Origin of the sequence: Flavobacterium sp., from assembly GCF_031381455.1 — a bacterium.
Taxonomy (GTDB): Bacteria; Bacteroidota; Bacteroidia; order Flavobacteriales; family Flavobacteriaceae; genus Flavobacterium.
Genome location: NZ_JANMXZ010000020.1, coordinates 1 through 16712, shown reverse-complemented (window position 1 = coordinate 16712; position 16712 = coordinate 1). Strand labels below are relative to the sequence as shown.

Genomic DNA, 16712 nt, shown 5'->3' with positions numbered 1-16712 from the left:
ACGTACGGAAAACTATTGGTCGCATTGCAAGCCATGTTCTTCCTGTCATTTGTGGTTTTGTTTTTGAACTTCTTTACAACAAAGGTCAAAAGCAAAGGCTATTTTGAAGAAGATAAAATAGAGTAGTCTTAAAGCAGTTTTTTCGCTTGTTCCAAATCTTCGGGTGTATCAATGCCGATGCTTCCCTGATTGGTTTCAATCATTTTGATTCTCTTACCAAATTCCAAGTAGCGAAGTTGTTCTAATTTTTCGGAAGCTTCGAGCGATTTCATTGGCAAACGATAAAAATCTAAAAGTGCTTGTTTGCGGAAAGCATAAATCCCGATGTGTTTCATATAACGAACGCCTGCATTCACATCTCTCGGATACGGAATTACGGAACGGGAAAAGTACAATGCAAATCCGTTTTGATCGGTTACGACTTTTACATTATTCGGATTTTCAATTTCTGATTTGTCTGTTATTTCAAACATCAGCGAAGCTAGATCAACTTTTTGTTCAAAATCATCTCTGAAAACATCCAACACTTTGGCTAAAGGCGCTGCGTTGATAAAAGGTTCATCGCCTTGTACATTCACAACAATATCAACATCCAGATTTTCTACTGCTTCGGCAATTCGGTCGCTACCACTTTCGTGTTCTGCGACACTCATGATTGCTTTACCTCCATTATTAATGATTTCATCATAAATCAGAATCGAATCTGTAACTACGAATACATCTTCAAATAATCCAGTATTTACAGCCGATTCATAGGTTCGTTGAATTACAGTTTTTCCACCTAAATCTTGCATTAACTTAGCAGGAAAACGTGTAGAAGCATAACGAGCTGGAATTACGGCGATGATTTTCATTTTTGAGTTGTTGAGTTTTGAGTTTTGAGTGGCTAAGTTACTAAGTTGATTGTTATTTTTTATTTCAAAGTTAGAATTAAAAGTCCAACGATGATAAAACTTCCACCAATGGCTGTTTTCCATGAAAACTGTTCGTTCAATACTATAAAAGACAATAGTAAGGTTATTAGAATACTTCCTTTGTCAATCAAAGCGACTTGAGAAACATTTCCGATTTTGATAGCTTTATAGTAAAATATCCACGACAGTGAAGTTGTAACTCCCGAAATAGCTAGAAAAACAATATCCATTTTGGTCAGATTTCTAAAATCTTTGACCGATTGAAAGACAAATACATTAAGCCAAACTATCAAGAAAACAACAACTGTTCGCACTGCCAAACCAGTATCGGAACTTACATTTTTCAATCCCATTTTGGCAATAACTGATGTCAGTCCTGCAAAGAACATTGAAATAAAAGAAAAGAGAATCCAGTTTTTCATTTTTAAAAGTGACTAAGTTGCTGAGTAGCTAAGTTACTGAGTTTTTACAAAATAAAGCTTTTGAAAAATCACAAATTTATTATTCGGAATTTTCCTTGTTTTAAAGTTTCTTAGTATATTTGATTGAACACAATACGCTAGTTATGAAAGTATTAAAATTTATTGGAAGTCTACTTTTGTTTTTATCACCATTTGTAGGTGTTGCTTTTTTATACAAACATTCACCTTATACACAAGGTAATTCTTTAAGCACTTTTGCCATTCTTAACTTGGTTTATGCAATTATATCTGTTTTGCTCTTGTTATTGGTTGTAAACAAAAAATTACCAAAACAAATATTACTTGGAGGTGTATTACTATATCTTTCAGGAAGTGTAATTGCCGGCGTTTTAGGTTTAGGCGAACCTGATTTTAGTGTCACTATGTTACAACACACTGAAAGAGAACATTACAGGTATATTATATTAACGATAGCAGCCTTACTTTTTGCAGCCGGATTTATACTGATTATCATAAATCGCTGGGATAAATTTCCCAATTGGAATAAATTGATAGTGCTACTTTTTATTGCTGCTCTAGCCGAATTCCTTTGGGAATTTAATTTGAATTATCATTATGCTGAAAATTTGAAACTATGGTTAGATGAAGGAAAAAATGCAGCCGATTTTACAGTCCACTACCAATTACCCGGACTTCCGATTGGAGCTGTTGGTAGAATAATAGAATATGTTTTAATTATATGGCTTGGGTTAATTTTGGCTAAATCCTATCGTATCAAGAAGTGGTCGTTTATCTTGTTGACTCTTTACTGTCTTCTAGGTGTTTATACTGGAGCTAGGATTTATATCTATGGTATGAATTTTCCTGATAATTTAAAATTTTTACTCTTTTTCTTTATTCCGGCCGGACCTGTACTCGCATTGTATTGGATGAGTGTTGCTTTATTAACAAAAGCTACTAAAACAGAAGCTTAATCTTCAAAACTCTCATCCTTAAACCCAATCAAATACAGTTTGTCTTTGGCACGTGTGACCGCAGTGTAAAGCCAGCGGATATAATCTAAATCAACACCATTGGGCAAATAAGGTTGTTCTACAAAAACCGTATTCCATTGTCCGCCTTGTGATTTATGACATGTAATAGCATAAGAGAATTTCACCTGAAGTGCGTTAAAATATTCATTGCTTTTTACTTTCAGGAATTTGCGATATTGTGGTTCGCCTTCGTAATCTTTCATCACTTCTTGATACAAACGATTGCTTTCTTCAAAGGTCAATGAAGGCGATTCGCTTGTAATCGTATCTAACAACAACACTGTTTCAAAAGGCTTCTGGTCAGGATAATCGACCATTCTGATTTTAACTTTGGCAAATTTAAAATCGTATAATTCCTTGAAACTAAAAATTTCTAAAACTTCTACGATATCGCCATTGGCAATAAATCCGGCTTCGTCGGTTTCTTTTAGCCAAAAATAATTGTTCTTCACCACCATCAAATAATCGCCAACCGATAAATCGCTTTCTTTATCCAAAATCCTAGAACGTATTTGCTGATTGTACTGATTCGCTCTTTTGTTGGAACGCACGATAAAACACGTGTCTTCAATACTGTAATTGCTGTACGCACTTTGTATCGCGTCCTGAATATCAAAGCCATCCGTCAAACGAACAATATCTTTAAAACCTTTTAGGTTGAATTTAAAATCATCCAGAAAACTGCTTTTCATCAATTCTCTCAATTCGGTTGCGTTATATAAAATCCCTGAATGCTCTTCCTGTCGCATGACTTCATCCAACTCGATTGAGAAAATTTCTTTGTTATAATTCAAAGCTAATTTTTCGGTATCCAATGCCGGACTGACATCTAATTGCACCGGCGGTAATTGGGCAGTATCGCCAAGCAAAATCATTTTACAATTGTCGCCGTTATATACATACGAAATCAAATCATCAAGCAGCGAACCGTTTTCATAAAGTTTGGCTTCGGTATTCACATCTGAAATCATGGACGATTCATCAACGATAAATATGGTGTTCTTGTGTTTATTAGTTTGCATCGTAAACGAAACGCCACCTGATTTTCCTTTCTTAGGGAAATAAATTTTCTTGTGAATGGTAAAGGCAGGTTTGTTGGAGTAATTCGCAATGACTTTGGCAGCTCTTCCTGTTGGTGCCAGCAACACATATTTTTTATTGATGAATCCAAGATTATTGACTATCGTAGAAATCACGGTTGTTTTTCCGGTTCCGGCATAACCTTTCAGTACAAATATTTCATTGGAATTGGTATTGGTCAAAAATTCAGCAATTTTTTGAAAAAAAATATCCTGTTTTACTGTCGGTTGAAACGGAAACTGTTTTTGTAACACACTGTAAAACTGGCTGGAAGTCATGAAAAGATTGAATAAAATTGGAGATTCAAATATAAAGGTTTCAATGGCAATGACAATATCAATTGCGATAAACAATTATAAATGATTAAACCATTACTATTGATTCTTATTACTGCTATTGTTATTATTATTGCTATTGCTATTGATTTTTGATATTGCCATTGATATTGATATTGATTTTCGTAAGTTTGCCATCCGCACTAATTCAAAATTACCATGTGGCAAAACAGTAGTGTAATCGATAAAATGTACCAAAAACTGGCAATTCAGGTTTCCTTGAAGGGTTTGTCTTTTGCTACGTTTGACACACTGACAAACAAAGCTACCAAGCTGCAAAATGTTGTTTTGGGCAAAGTCCAACTCACTACCAAAATAGAAGATTTGTTTGCTGAAGCGTTTGAGAATAACCCCGAACTCAAAGCTGGTTATGACGAAGTTGTCATTATTCACAGCAATAATCTTTCGACTTTTGTGCCAACGGCTTTATTTGACGAAGACTATTTGGGCAGTTATCTGCAATTCAATACCAAAGTTTTTGAAACCGATTTCTTCGCTTATGATGAGTTGGGCAATTACGAGATGAACAATGTGTATATTCCGTATGTGAATCTGAACAATTATTTCATTGACCAATTTGGCACTTTTGATTACAAACACGCGAATACCATTTTGGTAAAAAAATTATTAGATATTTCCAAAAACAATGAAGAGCACCAAATGTTTGTTCATGTGAGCGATACCCATTTTGAAATTGTGGTCATCCAAAATCAAAAACTTCAACTCTACAATACCTTTGAATATAAGACTCCAGAAGATTTTATCTACTACATAGTATTCACAGCCGAACAATTGCATCTGAATCCGGAGAGTTTCAAATTGGAACTCTTAGGCAAGATAACTGTAGACGATTCGCTTTATAAAATGGCTTATACATATGTGCGAAACACCAATTTGTTTGATGTGAGTTTTATGCAAAGTAATTTAACCGATGCCGAAAAGCGCGAGCATTTTATCTTGTTGCACTCATGAGAATCATCTCAGGCAAATATAAAGGCAGAAGAATAGCACCACCCAAAAATCTTCCTGTTCGTCCTACGACCGACATGAGTAAAGAAGCGTTATTCAACGTTTTGAACAATCATTTTAATTTTTCGGAGCTGAAAGTTTTGGAACTTTTTGCCGGAACCGGAAGCATTAGTTATGAATTTGGTTCGCGTGGTTGTACTCCTATTCTTTGTGTTGATGGCGATATGGGTTGCGTAAACTTTATTAAGAAAACTGCAAAGGAATTTGAGTTTGATATTACGGCGATTAAAAGCGATGTATTTAAATTTCTTGAGAAACATAGTGGTAACTATGATATTATTTTTGCTGATCCGCCTTACGGAATGGCACAAAAGGAATTCGAGAAAATCGTTGAACTCATCTTTGAAAGAGAATTGTTAGACGAAGAAGGCATGTTAGTAGTAGAACATTCGAAATACACCAAGCTGGAGCAAATGCCTAATTATTCTTTTCAAAAGAATTACGGTGGTTCGGTGTTTACTTTCTTTAAAATTGAATCAGAGTATGAAGTATAAATCAATTAATTCTACCCGCGTTTTCATCAATGCTTCTTTCCTTAAATTCTGATTTTTTAATCTTTCCAAAAGAATATTTTACCGAAAAAGAAATTACACTCGAATCGGTGTAATAGATTCCTCTTGCTGCAATATTATTGATGGTAAAGTCGCCACGGTAATTCATTTTTCTGAAAATATCACTCCAACTCAACGCACAATCAAACGCTTTGAAAAACTTTTTTGAAACTGCTGCATCAAAAGTTATTAGACCACTTCTTTCAAAAATACCCAACTTTTGTTTGGTGTAACCCCAACCGGTAAGCGATACTTCTATTTCTTTTGGCAAACTAAAAATATGGTTAGAATAAATATAAACCGAAGGTTTTGTTTCCATTGTTAAAGCTGCACTGTCTTCAATTTTGGTGTAGCCAACATTCACCACATTAGTTGTCGTCCAAAATTTATGTTTAAACGGAATAGTTAGTTCCATTGAAACACCTGATTCTTTTTCAAAATTCGTAGTCATAAAAGTCAATAAATCTTGTGAATCATTATAACTCGCTCCGTAATAAACTGGATTCTTAGTCTTATAAAACGACAAGCGAAGTGATTTATACTTATATTCATAATTAATAGAAATCTCATCTGTTATAGTTGGATTCAGATTAATATTATTCGCCCAAACAAAATAAGGATTGATGTATGCGGAAGCCTGACTTGTAGATGAATAATTAGGCCGTATAATGCTTTTAGCATAATTCACACTAATCGTATTAGAACTGTCAATCGTCATTCCGATTTCAGCCTTTGGAAACAGGTTGATATAATCCTTGTCAACAGAAAAAGTGTTTTCTGTAGCATACTTTCCTTTTACGATGGTGTTTTCGGCTCGTAAACCTACTGTGTAATTTATCTTTTTCAAACTTCCACTAAGTTGTGAATAAGCCGTGATGTTTTGTTCTTTATAATTATAATACGATTTGGTTGTGCTTGCTGGATTAATGTTTTCGATAGTAAAATGAGTATCAGCATTGGCAGACAAATACAAAGCTCCAAGTTCCAACTTCATTTCGTTTTTAAATTTTTTCTCCAAATCGGTTCTTCCTGAAAAAACATTGACATCAAACTTTTGATTACGTTGTTGTGTTAATTCAGAACCCGTATCATTATAATCATTAAAAATCACACTCTCCATTTGCTGATTAAAATTGGAATACTGAAATCCGGAAAATAAGTTGGCATCTAAACTTTTAATTTTATGATTGTAGTTCAAAAAAACATTTGTAAATCCACGATTTTCATCATTCCTATTCAATGTATTTATATAATTTATAGTGCTTTGTTCCTGGTTGAACGTATGTGTTTTAATATCGAAAGTATCGTCTTGACTTTTTCTGCTGCAATTAAAAGTAAGATAATCGTCTTCATTGATTTTATAGAAAATTCCTCCACCATATAAAAACTGAGGCCTTTTGGTAACAGCTGTCACCAAATAATTAGAGTGAATATCATAATCGGGCATATTAAAATCATTGCCATTGCTTTCCCAAACGGTAATCTGATTATAATTGAAATTAGTTTTGAACTCAAGTTTTCCGGTTTTGAAACTGGCATTAATTCCCGAATAATTATTGAAATATTTCTTGAAAGAAGCATTTTCAGAAAGCACAATTTTGTATCCTTCTTTTTTACTGAATTTTCGGGTAATGAGTATGACTACTCTTCCGTTTGCCTCATATTTTGAAGAAGGATTATTAATAATTTCAATAGCTTTTATATCTTCTACAGCTAAAGCATTGAATTCATTCATATCAACACTTTGATTATCGATATACAAAAGCGGAATCCCTTTTCCAACTACCGAAATACCATCTTTTTCAGGCGTAATTTGTATTTTAGGTAATCTAGCCAGCAAATCAAGAGTAGTTGGAGAAGATTTGTAAATAGAATTAGCAACATCAACCTTAATGTTTCCATTTTTATTGGTTAACGTTTTGGTTTCTTTTTCTACTACAACTTCTTTTAGCTCTTCAGGTTTTTCCTTTTTCTGCTCTTTTTCCTTTTCTTGTGCCAAGGTAAATTGGGTAACAATTAGGATTAATAAAAAAGAGTTTTTGTACATTTTCATGGATTAAAATTTTTCACAAAAATGTTTCTATTATTTAGTTCCGAAAGTTAATTGAAGGTTAATGCAGGGTTAAAAATTTAAGTTTGCTATAATTCCCTTATTTTTGAAGAGTCATTTCAGATTTCATGAAACAAAAGATAAATTTTCTAATCGGATTTTCTACAGTAATTTTACTATTGCTTTGCGCAATTCAGTTTTATTTGGTGAAGACAACCTATGATTATAAAGTAGAACAGTTTCATGTTGAAGTCAAAGACAAAATCGGAAATATCACAAGTAATTTTACCGAACTCGACTCAAGCATTTTCTTGAGAAAAGAAATGCTTTACAAACGTTTAGCAGAAAAATTTATTGCCGATAAAAATTATAGAAATCAAGTTAAAGGAGATTTATTAGCCAACGAATACCGTGATGTTTTAACCAATCGATTAAGGAAAAAATTAAATCTCGCTTTTCCTGATGAAGAAATCAATTTTGCCGTTGTTGCCAATAAATTCGTAATATTCGACAATACTACTAAAACTGATACTCTTTTTTCTGAAAAACCTGTTATCTCGAATGCTATTTATGGCAATCTGGCTTCCTTAGACGATGCTTTTTTAGTTAGGAATTATGTTGGAACAACGAGCGGATTTAAAAATGACAACTATAAATTATTGACGGAAGACTGTTTGTATGTTTCGGTAAAAAATTGGGAGCAAATCATTTTAGGTCGAATGGCAACACTATTGATTTTATCGATACTGTCAATGTTGGTTTTGGTAACACTTTTTGTAATCGCTATCAAAGCTTTAATCAAACAAAAGAAAGTGAGCGATGTAAAAACCGATTTTATCAATAACATTACACATGAATTAAAAACTCCGTTAACCACTTTAAGCGTTTCGACCAAAATGTTAGCTAGACAAGAAGTAAAAGAAAACGAAGCTATTTTTAATACGATACTCGATACTGTAAACCGTCAAAATATACGTTTACAAAATATCATTGACCAAGTCATGAACAATTCTCTTGGGTTTGAAGAAATTGAACTTCAAAAGGAAAAAGTAAAACCAAATGCCTTGTTGCAAACCATTATTGCTGATTTTAATCTCGCATATCCAAACGTGAAAATTCAACACAATTTCAATGCAACAGAAACCAGTTTGCTTTTGGATAAATTTCATTTGACAACAGCTATTACTAATGTTCTTGAAAATGCTGTAAAATATGGTTGTCAAAATATTACCTTGGTAACTTTGCTTGAAAATGAGATGCTTCATATCAGTATTCAGGATGATGGTATCGGAATTGCTAAAATGAAACAGCCGTTACTTTTTGAAAAGTTCTATCGCGTTGAGCAAGGGAATTTACACAATACTAAAGGACTTGGATTAGGTTTATATTACGTTGATCAAATCATAAAAGCGCATAAAGGCTCTATTAAAGTTGTTAGTGAGCTTGGGAAAGGAGCTTCTTTTACCATTAGTATACCTTCAGTTTAATTTATGAAAAAAATACTATTATCCGAGGATGATATTGATTTTGCAAATGTGCTGAAACAATATTTAGAAATTCATCAATTCGAAGTTCATTGGGCAAAAGATGGCGATGAAGCCTGGAAAATCTTTCAAAAAGAGATTTTTGATATTTGCATTTTTGATGTGATGATGCCTAAAAAAGATGGTTTTAGTTTAGCTGAACAATGTGTTAGCCTTCGACCTGAAATTCCTTTTTTATTTCTGACTGCCCGAAATCAAAATGAAGATAAGATAAAAGGCTTAAAACTCGGGGCAGATGACTATATAATAAAACCTTTCGAAGCCGATGAGTTGGTTTTAAGAATTACTAATATTCTAAAAAGAACTTCTAAATATTCAGGCATTCAACCTACTGTGAATGAAATTCAAATTGGCAGTTATCTTTTTCATACATACAGATTGGAGTTAAAGCTTGGAAATAATGTTCAGCAGCTTACAGAAAAGGAAGCAGCTCTTATTACTTTCTTATTTAATAATAAAAATCAATTACTGAAACGAGACCAAATATTAAAAGCCGTTTGGAAGAATGACGATTATTTCTCCGGCAGAAGTATGGATGTTTTTATAAGCAGGCTTAGAAAATATTTTAAAGATGACACTTGTATCTCTATTGAAAGTGTTCGTAATATTGGGTTGGAATTTAAAATAAAAAAAGCAGACCTATAAGCCGTATTCTTTCCAAAAAAATTATTGTGGTTCGGTGTTCACTTTTTTTGTCCCGACGCTTCGGGATGAAAGTGAAGAGGAAAGTTCTGACGCTACTGAATTGAAAGACTAAATTTTTGAATTAATAGTTCATATTGATTCCTACACCAAATCCCATATCGCTATCATAATGGGTTCTGATGCTAAAATTTCTTTTTATAATGTAGCGCAGTGCTGCCATGTATTCTTTATCGGTATTCCACATCAAATCCATTCTAATTCTTTTGGAAACAGGAATGTCCATACGTTCTAGTTGAAATCTGAAATTACCATCTGTATAAACTTCTGCCTGCGCTTTGACAAGCATCGGTAAGGTATATTCGATACCAGCACTGAAAACCGAGCGATTGTCTTTGGTACTGGACTGATTAAAAAGATTTTCTTCCATTTCGCCGTCTTCCATTTTTCTGTATCTCCAATCGAAACCAATGAATGGCATCAACCATTGCATTTTACCAATATATCTGCCTATATGCGTTTCTGTTTCGTACCCATGATGGTCATTGTAGCCCAGTCGCCATTCTGTTCCAATGCTCCAACGGGTGTTGCTGAACATTGCCATACCATCGTTTCCGTTAGTAGCAAAATCATTTTCTGCCATAAAATGAAATTTTCTATCATCTGCAAATAATTTTCGTTGCGCTAATTTAGGGTTTGGTATTTCGGGATTGGGTGGTGAATTTTCATAACTAAAAACCCTACCCATACCAGCCATCATGTGATACAAAATATGACAATGAAAGAACCAGTCGCCGCCGTCTTCGCTTGCAGCGAATTCAATAGTATCTGTTTCCATTGGCATGATGTCGATTATGTTTTTTAAAGGCGCATAATCACCTTGTCCGTTAATGACTCTAAAATCGTGACCGTGCAAGTGCATTGGATGGCGCATCATGGAATTATTATGCAAAACAATGCGTAAAATTTCTCCTTTCTTAATCAGGATTTTGTCAGATTCCGAAACAACTTTATTGTCCAGACTCCAAACATAACGATTCATATTTCCTGTAAGTTCAAATTTGAGTTCCCTTACCTGCGCCTCTTTTGATAGTGCTGTACTTGTTGGCGATTTTAGCATCGCATAATTTAATGTAACGATATCAGCAAGTTCATTGGGATTGTATTTATTTCCCATATTGTGCATGTCGTGTGTTTTATCTGGTGTCTCTTCTTTGGTTTTCTCTTTGTCCGTTTCCATTGGCATTTCTTTAGATCCCATTTCTTGGGAACCTGTGATTTCGGGATACATTACGGCGTTCATGTCCATCTGATTTAACGACATCTGCATTCCCATATCGTCAAGGTCGCCATTCATCTTCATCATATCGTTCATCATTTGCATGCCTTCAAAGTATTTCAGTTTGGGCAAAGGCGAAATGAGTTGTTTGATGCCATTGCCAATGTATAGGGAAGTGGATTTTGTTCTGTCTTCTGGCGTTGCTAAAAACTCATAGGATGTGTTTTCTGCGGGAATGGTTAAGATAACATCATAAGTTTCTGAAACCGCAATAAGTAAACGGTCCACTTCAATAGGTTCTACATCATTACCATCACTGGCAACAACGGTAATTTTACCACCGGCATAGGTAAGCCAAAAATAAGAGGATGCGCCACCGTTTGAAATTCGTAAACGGACTTTATCACCCGCTTTAAACTGCGAAAGTTGGCTCTCATTTTTACCATTGATTAAAAACTTTTCATAATAAACATCGCTGACATCCATGGCGTTCATGCGCTTCCATTCATTGACAACCTTGGTTTTGAAATAACCTTGTGCAATGGCTTCTCCATAGCTTTGGGTTGTTCCTTTTTTTATGGCAAACCAATCTGAGGCATTGTGTAACATCCTATGAACATTCTCAGGTTTGATATCGGTCCATTCGCTTAGTATAATCGGAATTGTGGGAAGATCATCTATTCCCTCCCGAAAATTGGGATCGGAGTTTCTTTTATTCATTACAAACGAGCCATACATCCCGATTTGCTCCTGTAACCCAGAGTGGCTATGATACCAGTGTGTACCGTGTTGCCGAATTGGAAAAGAGTATTTGTGGGTACTGTGTGGCTTTATGGGCATTTGTGTCAGATTCGGAACACCGTCTTCTTTATTAGGTAAAAACAAGCCATGCCAGTGTAATGAAGTTTCTTCATCGAGTTCGTTATGGACGTATATCTCGGCAGTATCACCTTCGGTAAACGTCAATGTAGGCATTGGTATTTGGCCATTCACTGCTATTGCTCTTTTGGGTTTTCCTGAAAAATTTACAATTGTATCGCGAACATATAAATCGTACCGGACTACTTTTGGTAGCTCGTCTTTTATCACTCTTTTTTTTACGGGAGGATTTACGATACTGTTTTTCTTATCAATTCCTCCATCGGTGGCGACTTTATCTGTAGTGGCGGATTTGTCTTTTGTAGGAGTTTCCTTTTTAGCAGGAGTTACGACTCTTGGTTTTGTCGTTACTTTCGGCTTGATTGACTTTGGCTTTTCTTTTACTAACGCCATTCCGCATATTGGGCATTTCCCGGGTTTTGGCAAATGGATTTGGGGATGCATCACACAAGTGTAAAAAGTCTGTTGTGAATTGACTTGGGCATTTGCAAAAGAACATACAGTTATGAGGAATGTTAGTAGCATTATGTTTTTCATTATACTTTATTTAAAGTTTTAAACTTCGCAATCGCAAAGCATTCACAATTACCGATACCGAACTAAAACTCATTGCCAAAGCAGCTATCATCGGCGACAATAAAATTCCAAAAAACGGATATAAAACTCCCGCTGCAATTGGCACCCCCAATACATTATAAAAAAAGGCGAAAAACAAATTTTGCTTGATGTTTCTCATTACTGCATGGCTTAAATTCTTGGCTTTGACGATACCTTGTAAATCACCTTTTACTAAAGTGATTTTGGCACTTTCTATGGCTACGTCTGTTCCGGTTCCCATTGCTATTCCAATATCGGCTTGTGCTAATGCGGGAGCATCATTGATACCGTCACCTGCCATGGCTACAATTTTACCTTCTGCCTGTAATCGCTTAATTTCTTTGAGTTTGTCTTCGGGCAAACAACCTGCTTTGTATGATGTTAAATTAAGTTCATCGGCAACCGCTTTGGCTGTATTGACATTATCTCCGGTAAGCATAATTACTTCGACACCTTGGCGCATTAATTCTTTGATGGCTGCTGCGCTTGATTCTTTAATGGCATCGAATATAGACACAAAGCCAACAGCAATTCCATCAACAGCAATATAAGAAACGGTTTTCCCTAGTTTTTGTTCGGCAATAATTTTGTTTTCCAAATCATTTGAAATACTTGCCTTTACTTGTTCCATTAGTTTTTTGTTACCTAATGCTACTTTTTTAGTAGTCACTGTTCCTATAACACCTTTTCCGGCAACCGCTTCAAAATCTTTTACTTCAATTAAAGAAATGGATTTTGTTTTGGCAAAATTGACTACAGCTTGTGCCAACGGATGCTCACTGTATTGGTTTAATGAAGCGATGCTTTGTAACAAATCATCATCGTTGTTATTGGAAGCATAAATTTTTTCGACTGATGGTTTTCCCTCGGTGATGGTTCCTGTCTTATCAGTGATTAAAACGTTTACCTTATTCATATTTTCCAAAGCTTCAGCATTTTTTATCAAAACTCCAGATTGCGCTCCTTTACCAACTCCTACCATTACTGACATAGGAGTTGCCAAGCCCAAAGCACAAGGACACGCAATAATCAATACCGCGATGGCATTTATAAAACCATAGACCAACGCCGGTTCGGGACCAAACTTTGCCCAAATGAAAAAGGTAATTACAGAAATGATTACTACAATGGGTACAAAATATTTTGCGATACTGTCCGCTAATTTTTGAATTGGTGCTCTTGAACGACTGGCATCATTAACCATTTGCACAATTTGAGAAAGCAAAGTTTCTGAACCTACTTTTTCAGCAATCATTACAAAGGATTTGTTTCCGTTTATTGTTCCGGCAATTACGTTATCGTCTTTCTTTTTGTCTACCGGAATTGGTTCGCCAGTGATCATGGCTTCATCGATACTGCTTTCACCATCGGTTATTTTTCCGTCCACAGGAATTTTATCTCCAGGTTTTACTCGCAATAAATCGCCTTTTTTGATGTCATGGATTGAGATTACTTTATCGCTTCCGTCAATAACTAAAGTAGCTTCGGTTGGTGCGAGTTTTAATAGTTCTTTTATAGCGCCACTAGTTTGGCTGTGCGCTCTGGCTTCTAGTAATTGACCCAATAAAACTAAAGTTAGAATTACTGTCGTAGCTTCAAAATAGAGTAGCACTGTTCCGTGTTCCGTTTTGAATTCACTTGGAAAAATATCAGGAAAAAACATTCCAACTAAACTAAATAGAAAGGCTACACCTGTACCAATTCCTATTAAAGTAAACATATTCAAGTTCCATGTAATGATGGATTTCCAAGCTCGTACAAAGAATATCCAACAGGCATAAAAAACAACAGGAAGTGATAAAATTAATTGCACCCAATTCCATTTTGAGGCATCCATTATTCTAAACAAAGGATTGTTGTGTGCCATTTCTAACATGGCAATAGCGAAAATGGGGACTGTAAATACGACCGCTATTTTCATTTTCTTAACCAAATCTTTATACGTCTTTTGGTCTTCGGTATCACTAGGATTCATAGGTACTAAATCCATTCCGCAAATAGGACATGAACCCTGAGTTTCGCTAATTACTTCAGGGTGCATTGGACAAGTGTATAATGTTTTGCTAGCCGTCAAATCTGGTGCTTTGACTAAATCCATACCACACACGGGACAGTCGCCTGCTTTATCATAATTTTTTTCGCCTTCGCAATGCATTGGGCAATAATATTTTCCTTTGCGATTGTTAGGTATAATTATTTCATTTTTATCGCTATGAGTTTGCGTAGAGCAACAGGATTTATCTTTTGAAACATTGGCAGTAGTATCTTGTGAACTTTTGCTTTTACTCATTATTAAATAATTGTAGATTTTCAGATTAAATTATGAAAACTAGCCTTGCTAAATTTCATAACAAGGCTAGTTTAATTAGCAAAAGCAAGATTATTTGCTTTCTTCTACTTTTTCAGGAACAGGTTCTGTTAATTTCATGCCGCATTTAGAACATTTGTCATTCATTTTGCCTTGCACTTCTGGGTGCATTGGGCAGGCATACATTTTTGTTTTTTCGTCCATCATTTTAGTTTTGTCGTTCATCATTGTGCTATCATTATCCATCATTGTGCTGTCATTTCCCATCATATGAGAATTGTCTGTTGTAGTTTCCTTGCTTTTTTGATTACAAGAAACTAGGGTAAAAGCTAAAACCATAGCCGAAATAAATAATTTTTTCATAATATAAATATTTTAATTAATAACAAGTTTTATACTATAAAGGTGCTAAATAATTATTGATTTTAACTTACACAATTAAAAAAATTGTTTGCACAATGTTGTGTAAGTTATAACTAGTAAAAAAGCCAAAGTAAATTAATTGGAAGTTAAAAAAAAGCAGACCTATAAGCCGGATTCTGTTCTCGTCTTTTGGGACGTGACCTTATCATTTATCTAGTCTCGTTGTTACCAACGAGATCAAGCTTCCTACCCTTCGACAACGGACGAGTAATCCTTAAATGCCGATATACTTGGAATTTCACCGCATAGAGTTTACCTGGTTTCACTACAGCCGAACTGTACTTGCTTTCTGTTGCACTTGTCCTCGCCTCACGACGGTTGGGCGTTACCCAATATGCTACTCTTTGGTGTCCGGACTTTCCTCCCCGATTGCTCAGGACGATAAGGCGGTCTGCGATGCAAACTTACAATAATAATTTTATAACATTATGGCTTAATTTTATAACCTAAACGGAAAGTTAAAGATTAATTTTATTGTGATAAAAAACCAATTAAATTAAAGTAATTATGGATCCACGTATGTACCATTACGCACCTGTTTCTCAAGCTCTGGACGAATTAAAAGAAAAAGGTTTTACTGTAGATTTTAACAATCTGGAAGGAAGAATAATCAATAGTCCTGATGATTTTATCATTGTACATATATATCGTTACGAAGGTGAAAGTGATCCTGGTGATGAAGCTACGGTTTATGGAATCAAATCCAGTACAGGTGAAAAAGGCGTTTTTGTGGCTGGTGCTTTGGCATATACTGATAAAAGTGCGGCCATGGTGTTAAATGAATTGAGCATCAAAAATAAAAAAGACCCCGAAATGAATCCGGAAATGAATCCGGAAACCAGTCAGGAACCAATGCCAAGTGAAGACCAAAGACCGAAAGAAGAGGTCAAACTCATTGACCATCTGTAAAATCAAAGTTTGAAAAAATAGGAGCTTTATCCAGCTATACGTTCCAATCTGTCATTGCGATGTACTAAGCACCCGAGGGATCGCCGAACGGAGCGGAGCTAATCTCATCTTGATTGTTTTACACAATGTCAGGATTTCCTCTTCACACGAACGAAGTGACTGCCGAAGGAATCCGGGCTAAGTCTTTTGCTACATCAACAAAAATCCTTACTTTTAAGGAATGAAAAACCGTTATCATTATGCTTCCGTTTTGAAAGCTTTGGAAGAACTCAAAGCGATGGATTTTGTTGTCGATTTTAATCTACAGGAAGAAACTATTATGAACAATCCTGAGAATTATCAAATTCTGCATATTTACCGCTATGAAGGTGATACAAGTCCGGATGAAGAAGCCGTAGTCTACGGTATCAAATCAAATACAGGCGAAAAAGGAGTTTTTGTGGCTGGTTTTTCTGCCAATTCCGAAAGTCATGCCGCTCAGGTTTTACTCGAATTGAGCATTAAAGGAAATAAATAAGTTGTCGGTTATCAGTTATCTGTTTGATTTCTGATGAACCAATTCATTTTTATTAACCATTCTCTTTATAATTGTTAGTAAAAAAACTTCAAATAACCACATTCCCAAATAACCAAATCAACTATTATTCTATATTTGTAATCCAGTAAAAATCTATGGAACAATTTGTAGTATCAGCCCGTAAGTATCGCCCGCAAAC

General features: G+C 35.1%; 14 protein-coding genes and 1 other RNA gene. 7 read left to right on the top strand and 8 right to left on the bottom strand.

The window, feature by feature from the left end; translation table 11 throughout:
• Positions 1 to 128 precede the first annotated feature (128 nt).
• Both kdsB and RMN97_RS05660 read right to left on the bottom strand, forming a co-directional pair.
• Complete coding sequence (kdsB, locus tag RMN97_RS05665; RefSeq protein ID WP_309613552.1) at positions 129 to 854, bottom strand: 3-deoxy-manno-octulosonate cytidylyltransferase; 726 nt, start codon at positions 852 to 854, stop codon at positions 129 to 131.
• A gap of 59 nt (positions 855 to 913) precedes the next feature.
• Positions 914 to 1336 (bottom strand): EamA family transporter, encoded by a 423-nt coding sequence (locus RMN97_RS05660; RefSeq protein ID WP_309613551.1) that lies wholly within the window; start codon positions 1334 to 1336, stop codon positions 914 to 916.
• Positions 1337 to 1479: 143 nt separating this feature from the next.
• Here RMN97_RS05660 and RMN97_RS05655 point away from each other — a divergent pair, with 143 nt between their 5' ends.
• Positions 1480 to 2310 (top strand): hypothetical protein, encoded by an 831-nt coding sequence (locus tag RMN97_RS05655; protein WP_309613550.1) that lies wholly within the window; start codon positions 1480 to 1482, stop codon positions 2308 to 2310.
• On the opposite strand, the gene RMN97_RS05650 is transcribed toward RMN97_RS05655, so the two are convergent.
• Positions 2307 to 3728 (bottom strand): ATP-binding domain-containing protein, encoded by a 1422-nt coding sequence (locus RMN97_RS05650; protein ID WP_309613553.1) that lies wholly within the window; start codon positions 3726 to 3728, stop codon positions 2307 to 2309. The two genes, RMN97_RS05655 and RMN97_RS05650, sit on opposite strands and share 4 nt — an antisense overlap.
• Positions 3729 to 3944: 216 nt before the next feature.
• Between RMN97_RS05650 and RMN97_RS05645 the strand changes: the two genes are divergently transcribed.
• Both RMN97_RS05645 and rsmD read left to right on the top strand, forming a co-directional pair.
• The gene (locus RMN97_RS05645; protein WP_309613549.1) at positions 3945 to 4757 is read left to right on the top strand and encodes a DUF3822 family protein; all 813 of its coding nucleotides are present in this window, start codon (positions 3945 to 3947) and stop codon (positions 4755 to 4757) included.
• Positions 4754 to 5308: a 16S rRNA (guanine(966)-N(2))-methyltransferase RsmD gene (gene rsmD, locus RMN97_RS05640; RefSeq protein ID WP_309613548.1), complete on the top strand. Its 555-nt coding sequence runs from the start codon at positions 4754 to 4756 to the stop codon at positions 5306 to 5308. Before RMN97_RS05645 ends, rsmD begins: the two co-directional genes overlap by 4 nt.
• 1 nt (position 5309) lies before the next feature.
• Here the strand turns inward: rsmD and RMN97_RS05635 are convergent, their stop codons facing one another.
• Positions 5310 to 7418, bottom strand: a complete 2109-nt coding sequence (locus RMN97_RS05635) for an outer membrane beta-barrel family protein (RefSeq protein ID WP_309613547.1) — start codon at positions 7416 to 7418, stop codon at positions 5310 to 5312.
• A gap of 125 nt (positions 7419 to 7543) precedes the next feature.
• Between RMN97_RS05635 and RMN97_RS05630 the strand changes: the two genes are divergently transcribed.
• The gene (locus tag RMN97_RS05630) at positions 7544 to 8902 is read left to right on the top strand and encodes a HAMP domain-containing sensor histidine kinase (RefSeq protein ID WP_309613546.1); all 1359 of its coding nucleotides are present in this window, start codon (positions 7544 to 7546) and stop codon (positions 8900 to 8902) included.
• A 3-nt stretch (positions 8903 to 8905) separates the two neighbouring features.
• Complete coding sequence (locus RMN97_RS05625) at positions 8906 to 9604, top strand: response regulator transcription factor (protein WP_309613545.1); 699 nt, start codon at positions 8906 to 8908, stop codon at positions 9602 to 9604.
• Positions 9605 to 9725: 121 nt separating this feature from the next.
• On the opposite strand, the gene RMN97_RS05620 is transcribed toward RMN97_RS05625, so the two are convergent.
• The 4 genes from RMN97_RS05620 to rnpB form a co-directional block, all read right to left on the bottom strand.
• The gene (locus RMN97_RS05620; RefSeq protein ID WP_309613544.1) at positions 9726 to 12296 is read right to left on the bottom strand and encodes a multicopper oxidase domain-containing protein; all 2571 of its coding nucleotides are present in this window, start codon (positions 12294 to 12296) and stop codon (positions 9726 to 9728) included.
• 10 nt (positions 12297 to 12306) lie between these two features.
• Positions 12307 to 14646 (bottom strand): copper-translocating P-type ATPase, encoded by a 2340-nt coding sequence (locus RMN97_RS05615; protein WP_309613543.1) that lies wholly within the window; start codon positions 14644 to 14646, stop codon positions 12307 to 12309.
• Between the two features lie 90 nt (positions 14647 to 14736).
• Positions 14737 to 15027 (bottom strand): heavy metal-binding domain-containing protein, encoded by a 291-nt coding sequence (locus RMN97_RS05610; protein ID WP_309613542.1) that lies wholly within the window; start codon positions 15025 to 15027, stop codon positions 14737 to 14739.
• A 149-nt stretch (positions 15028 to 15176) separates the two neighbouring features.
• Positions 15177 to 15485: RNase P RNA component class A (gene rnpB, locus RMN97_RS05605), an RNA gene on the bottom strand.
• A gap of 109 nt (positions 15486 to 15594) precedes the next feature.
• On the opposite strand from rnpB, the gene RMN97_RS05600 reads away from it, so the two are divergent.
• Positions 15595 to 15996: a hypothetical protein gene (locus RMN97_RS05600; RefSeq protein WP_309613541.1), complete on the top strand. Its 402-nt coding sequence runs from the start codon at positions 15595 to 15597 to the stop codon at positions 15994 to 15996.
• A gap of 220 nt (positions 15997 to 16216) precedes the next feature.
• Complete coding sequence (locus RMN97_RS05595) at positions 16217 to 16513, top strand: hypothetical protein (RefSeq protein WP_309613540.1); 297 nt, start codon at positions 16217 to 16219, stop codon at positions 16511 to 16513.
• The last annotated feature ends 199 nt before the right edge of the window (positions 16514 to 16712 follow it).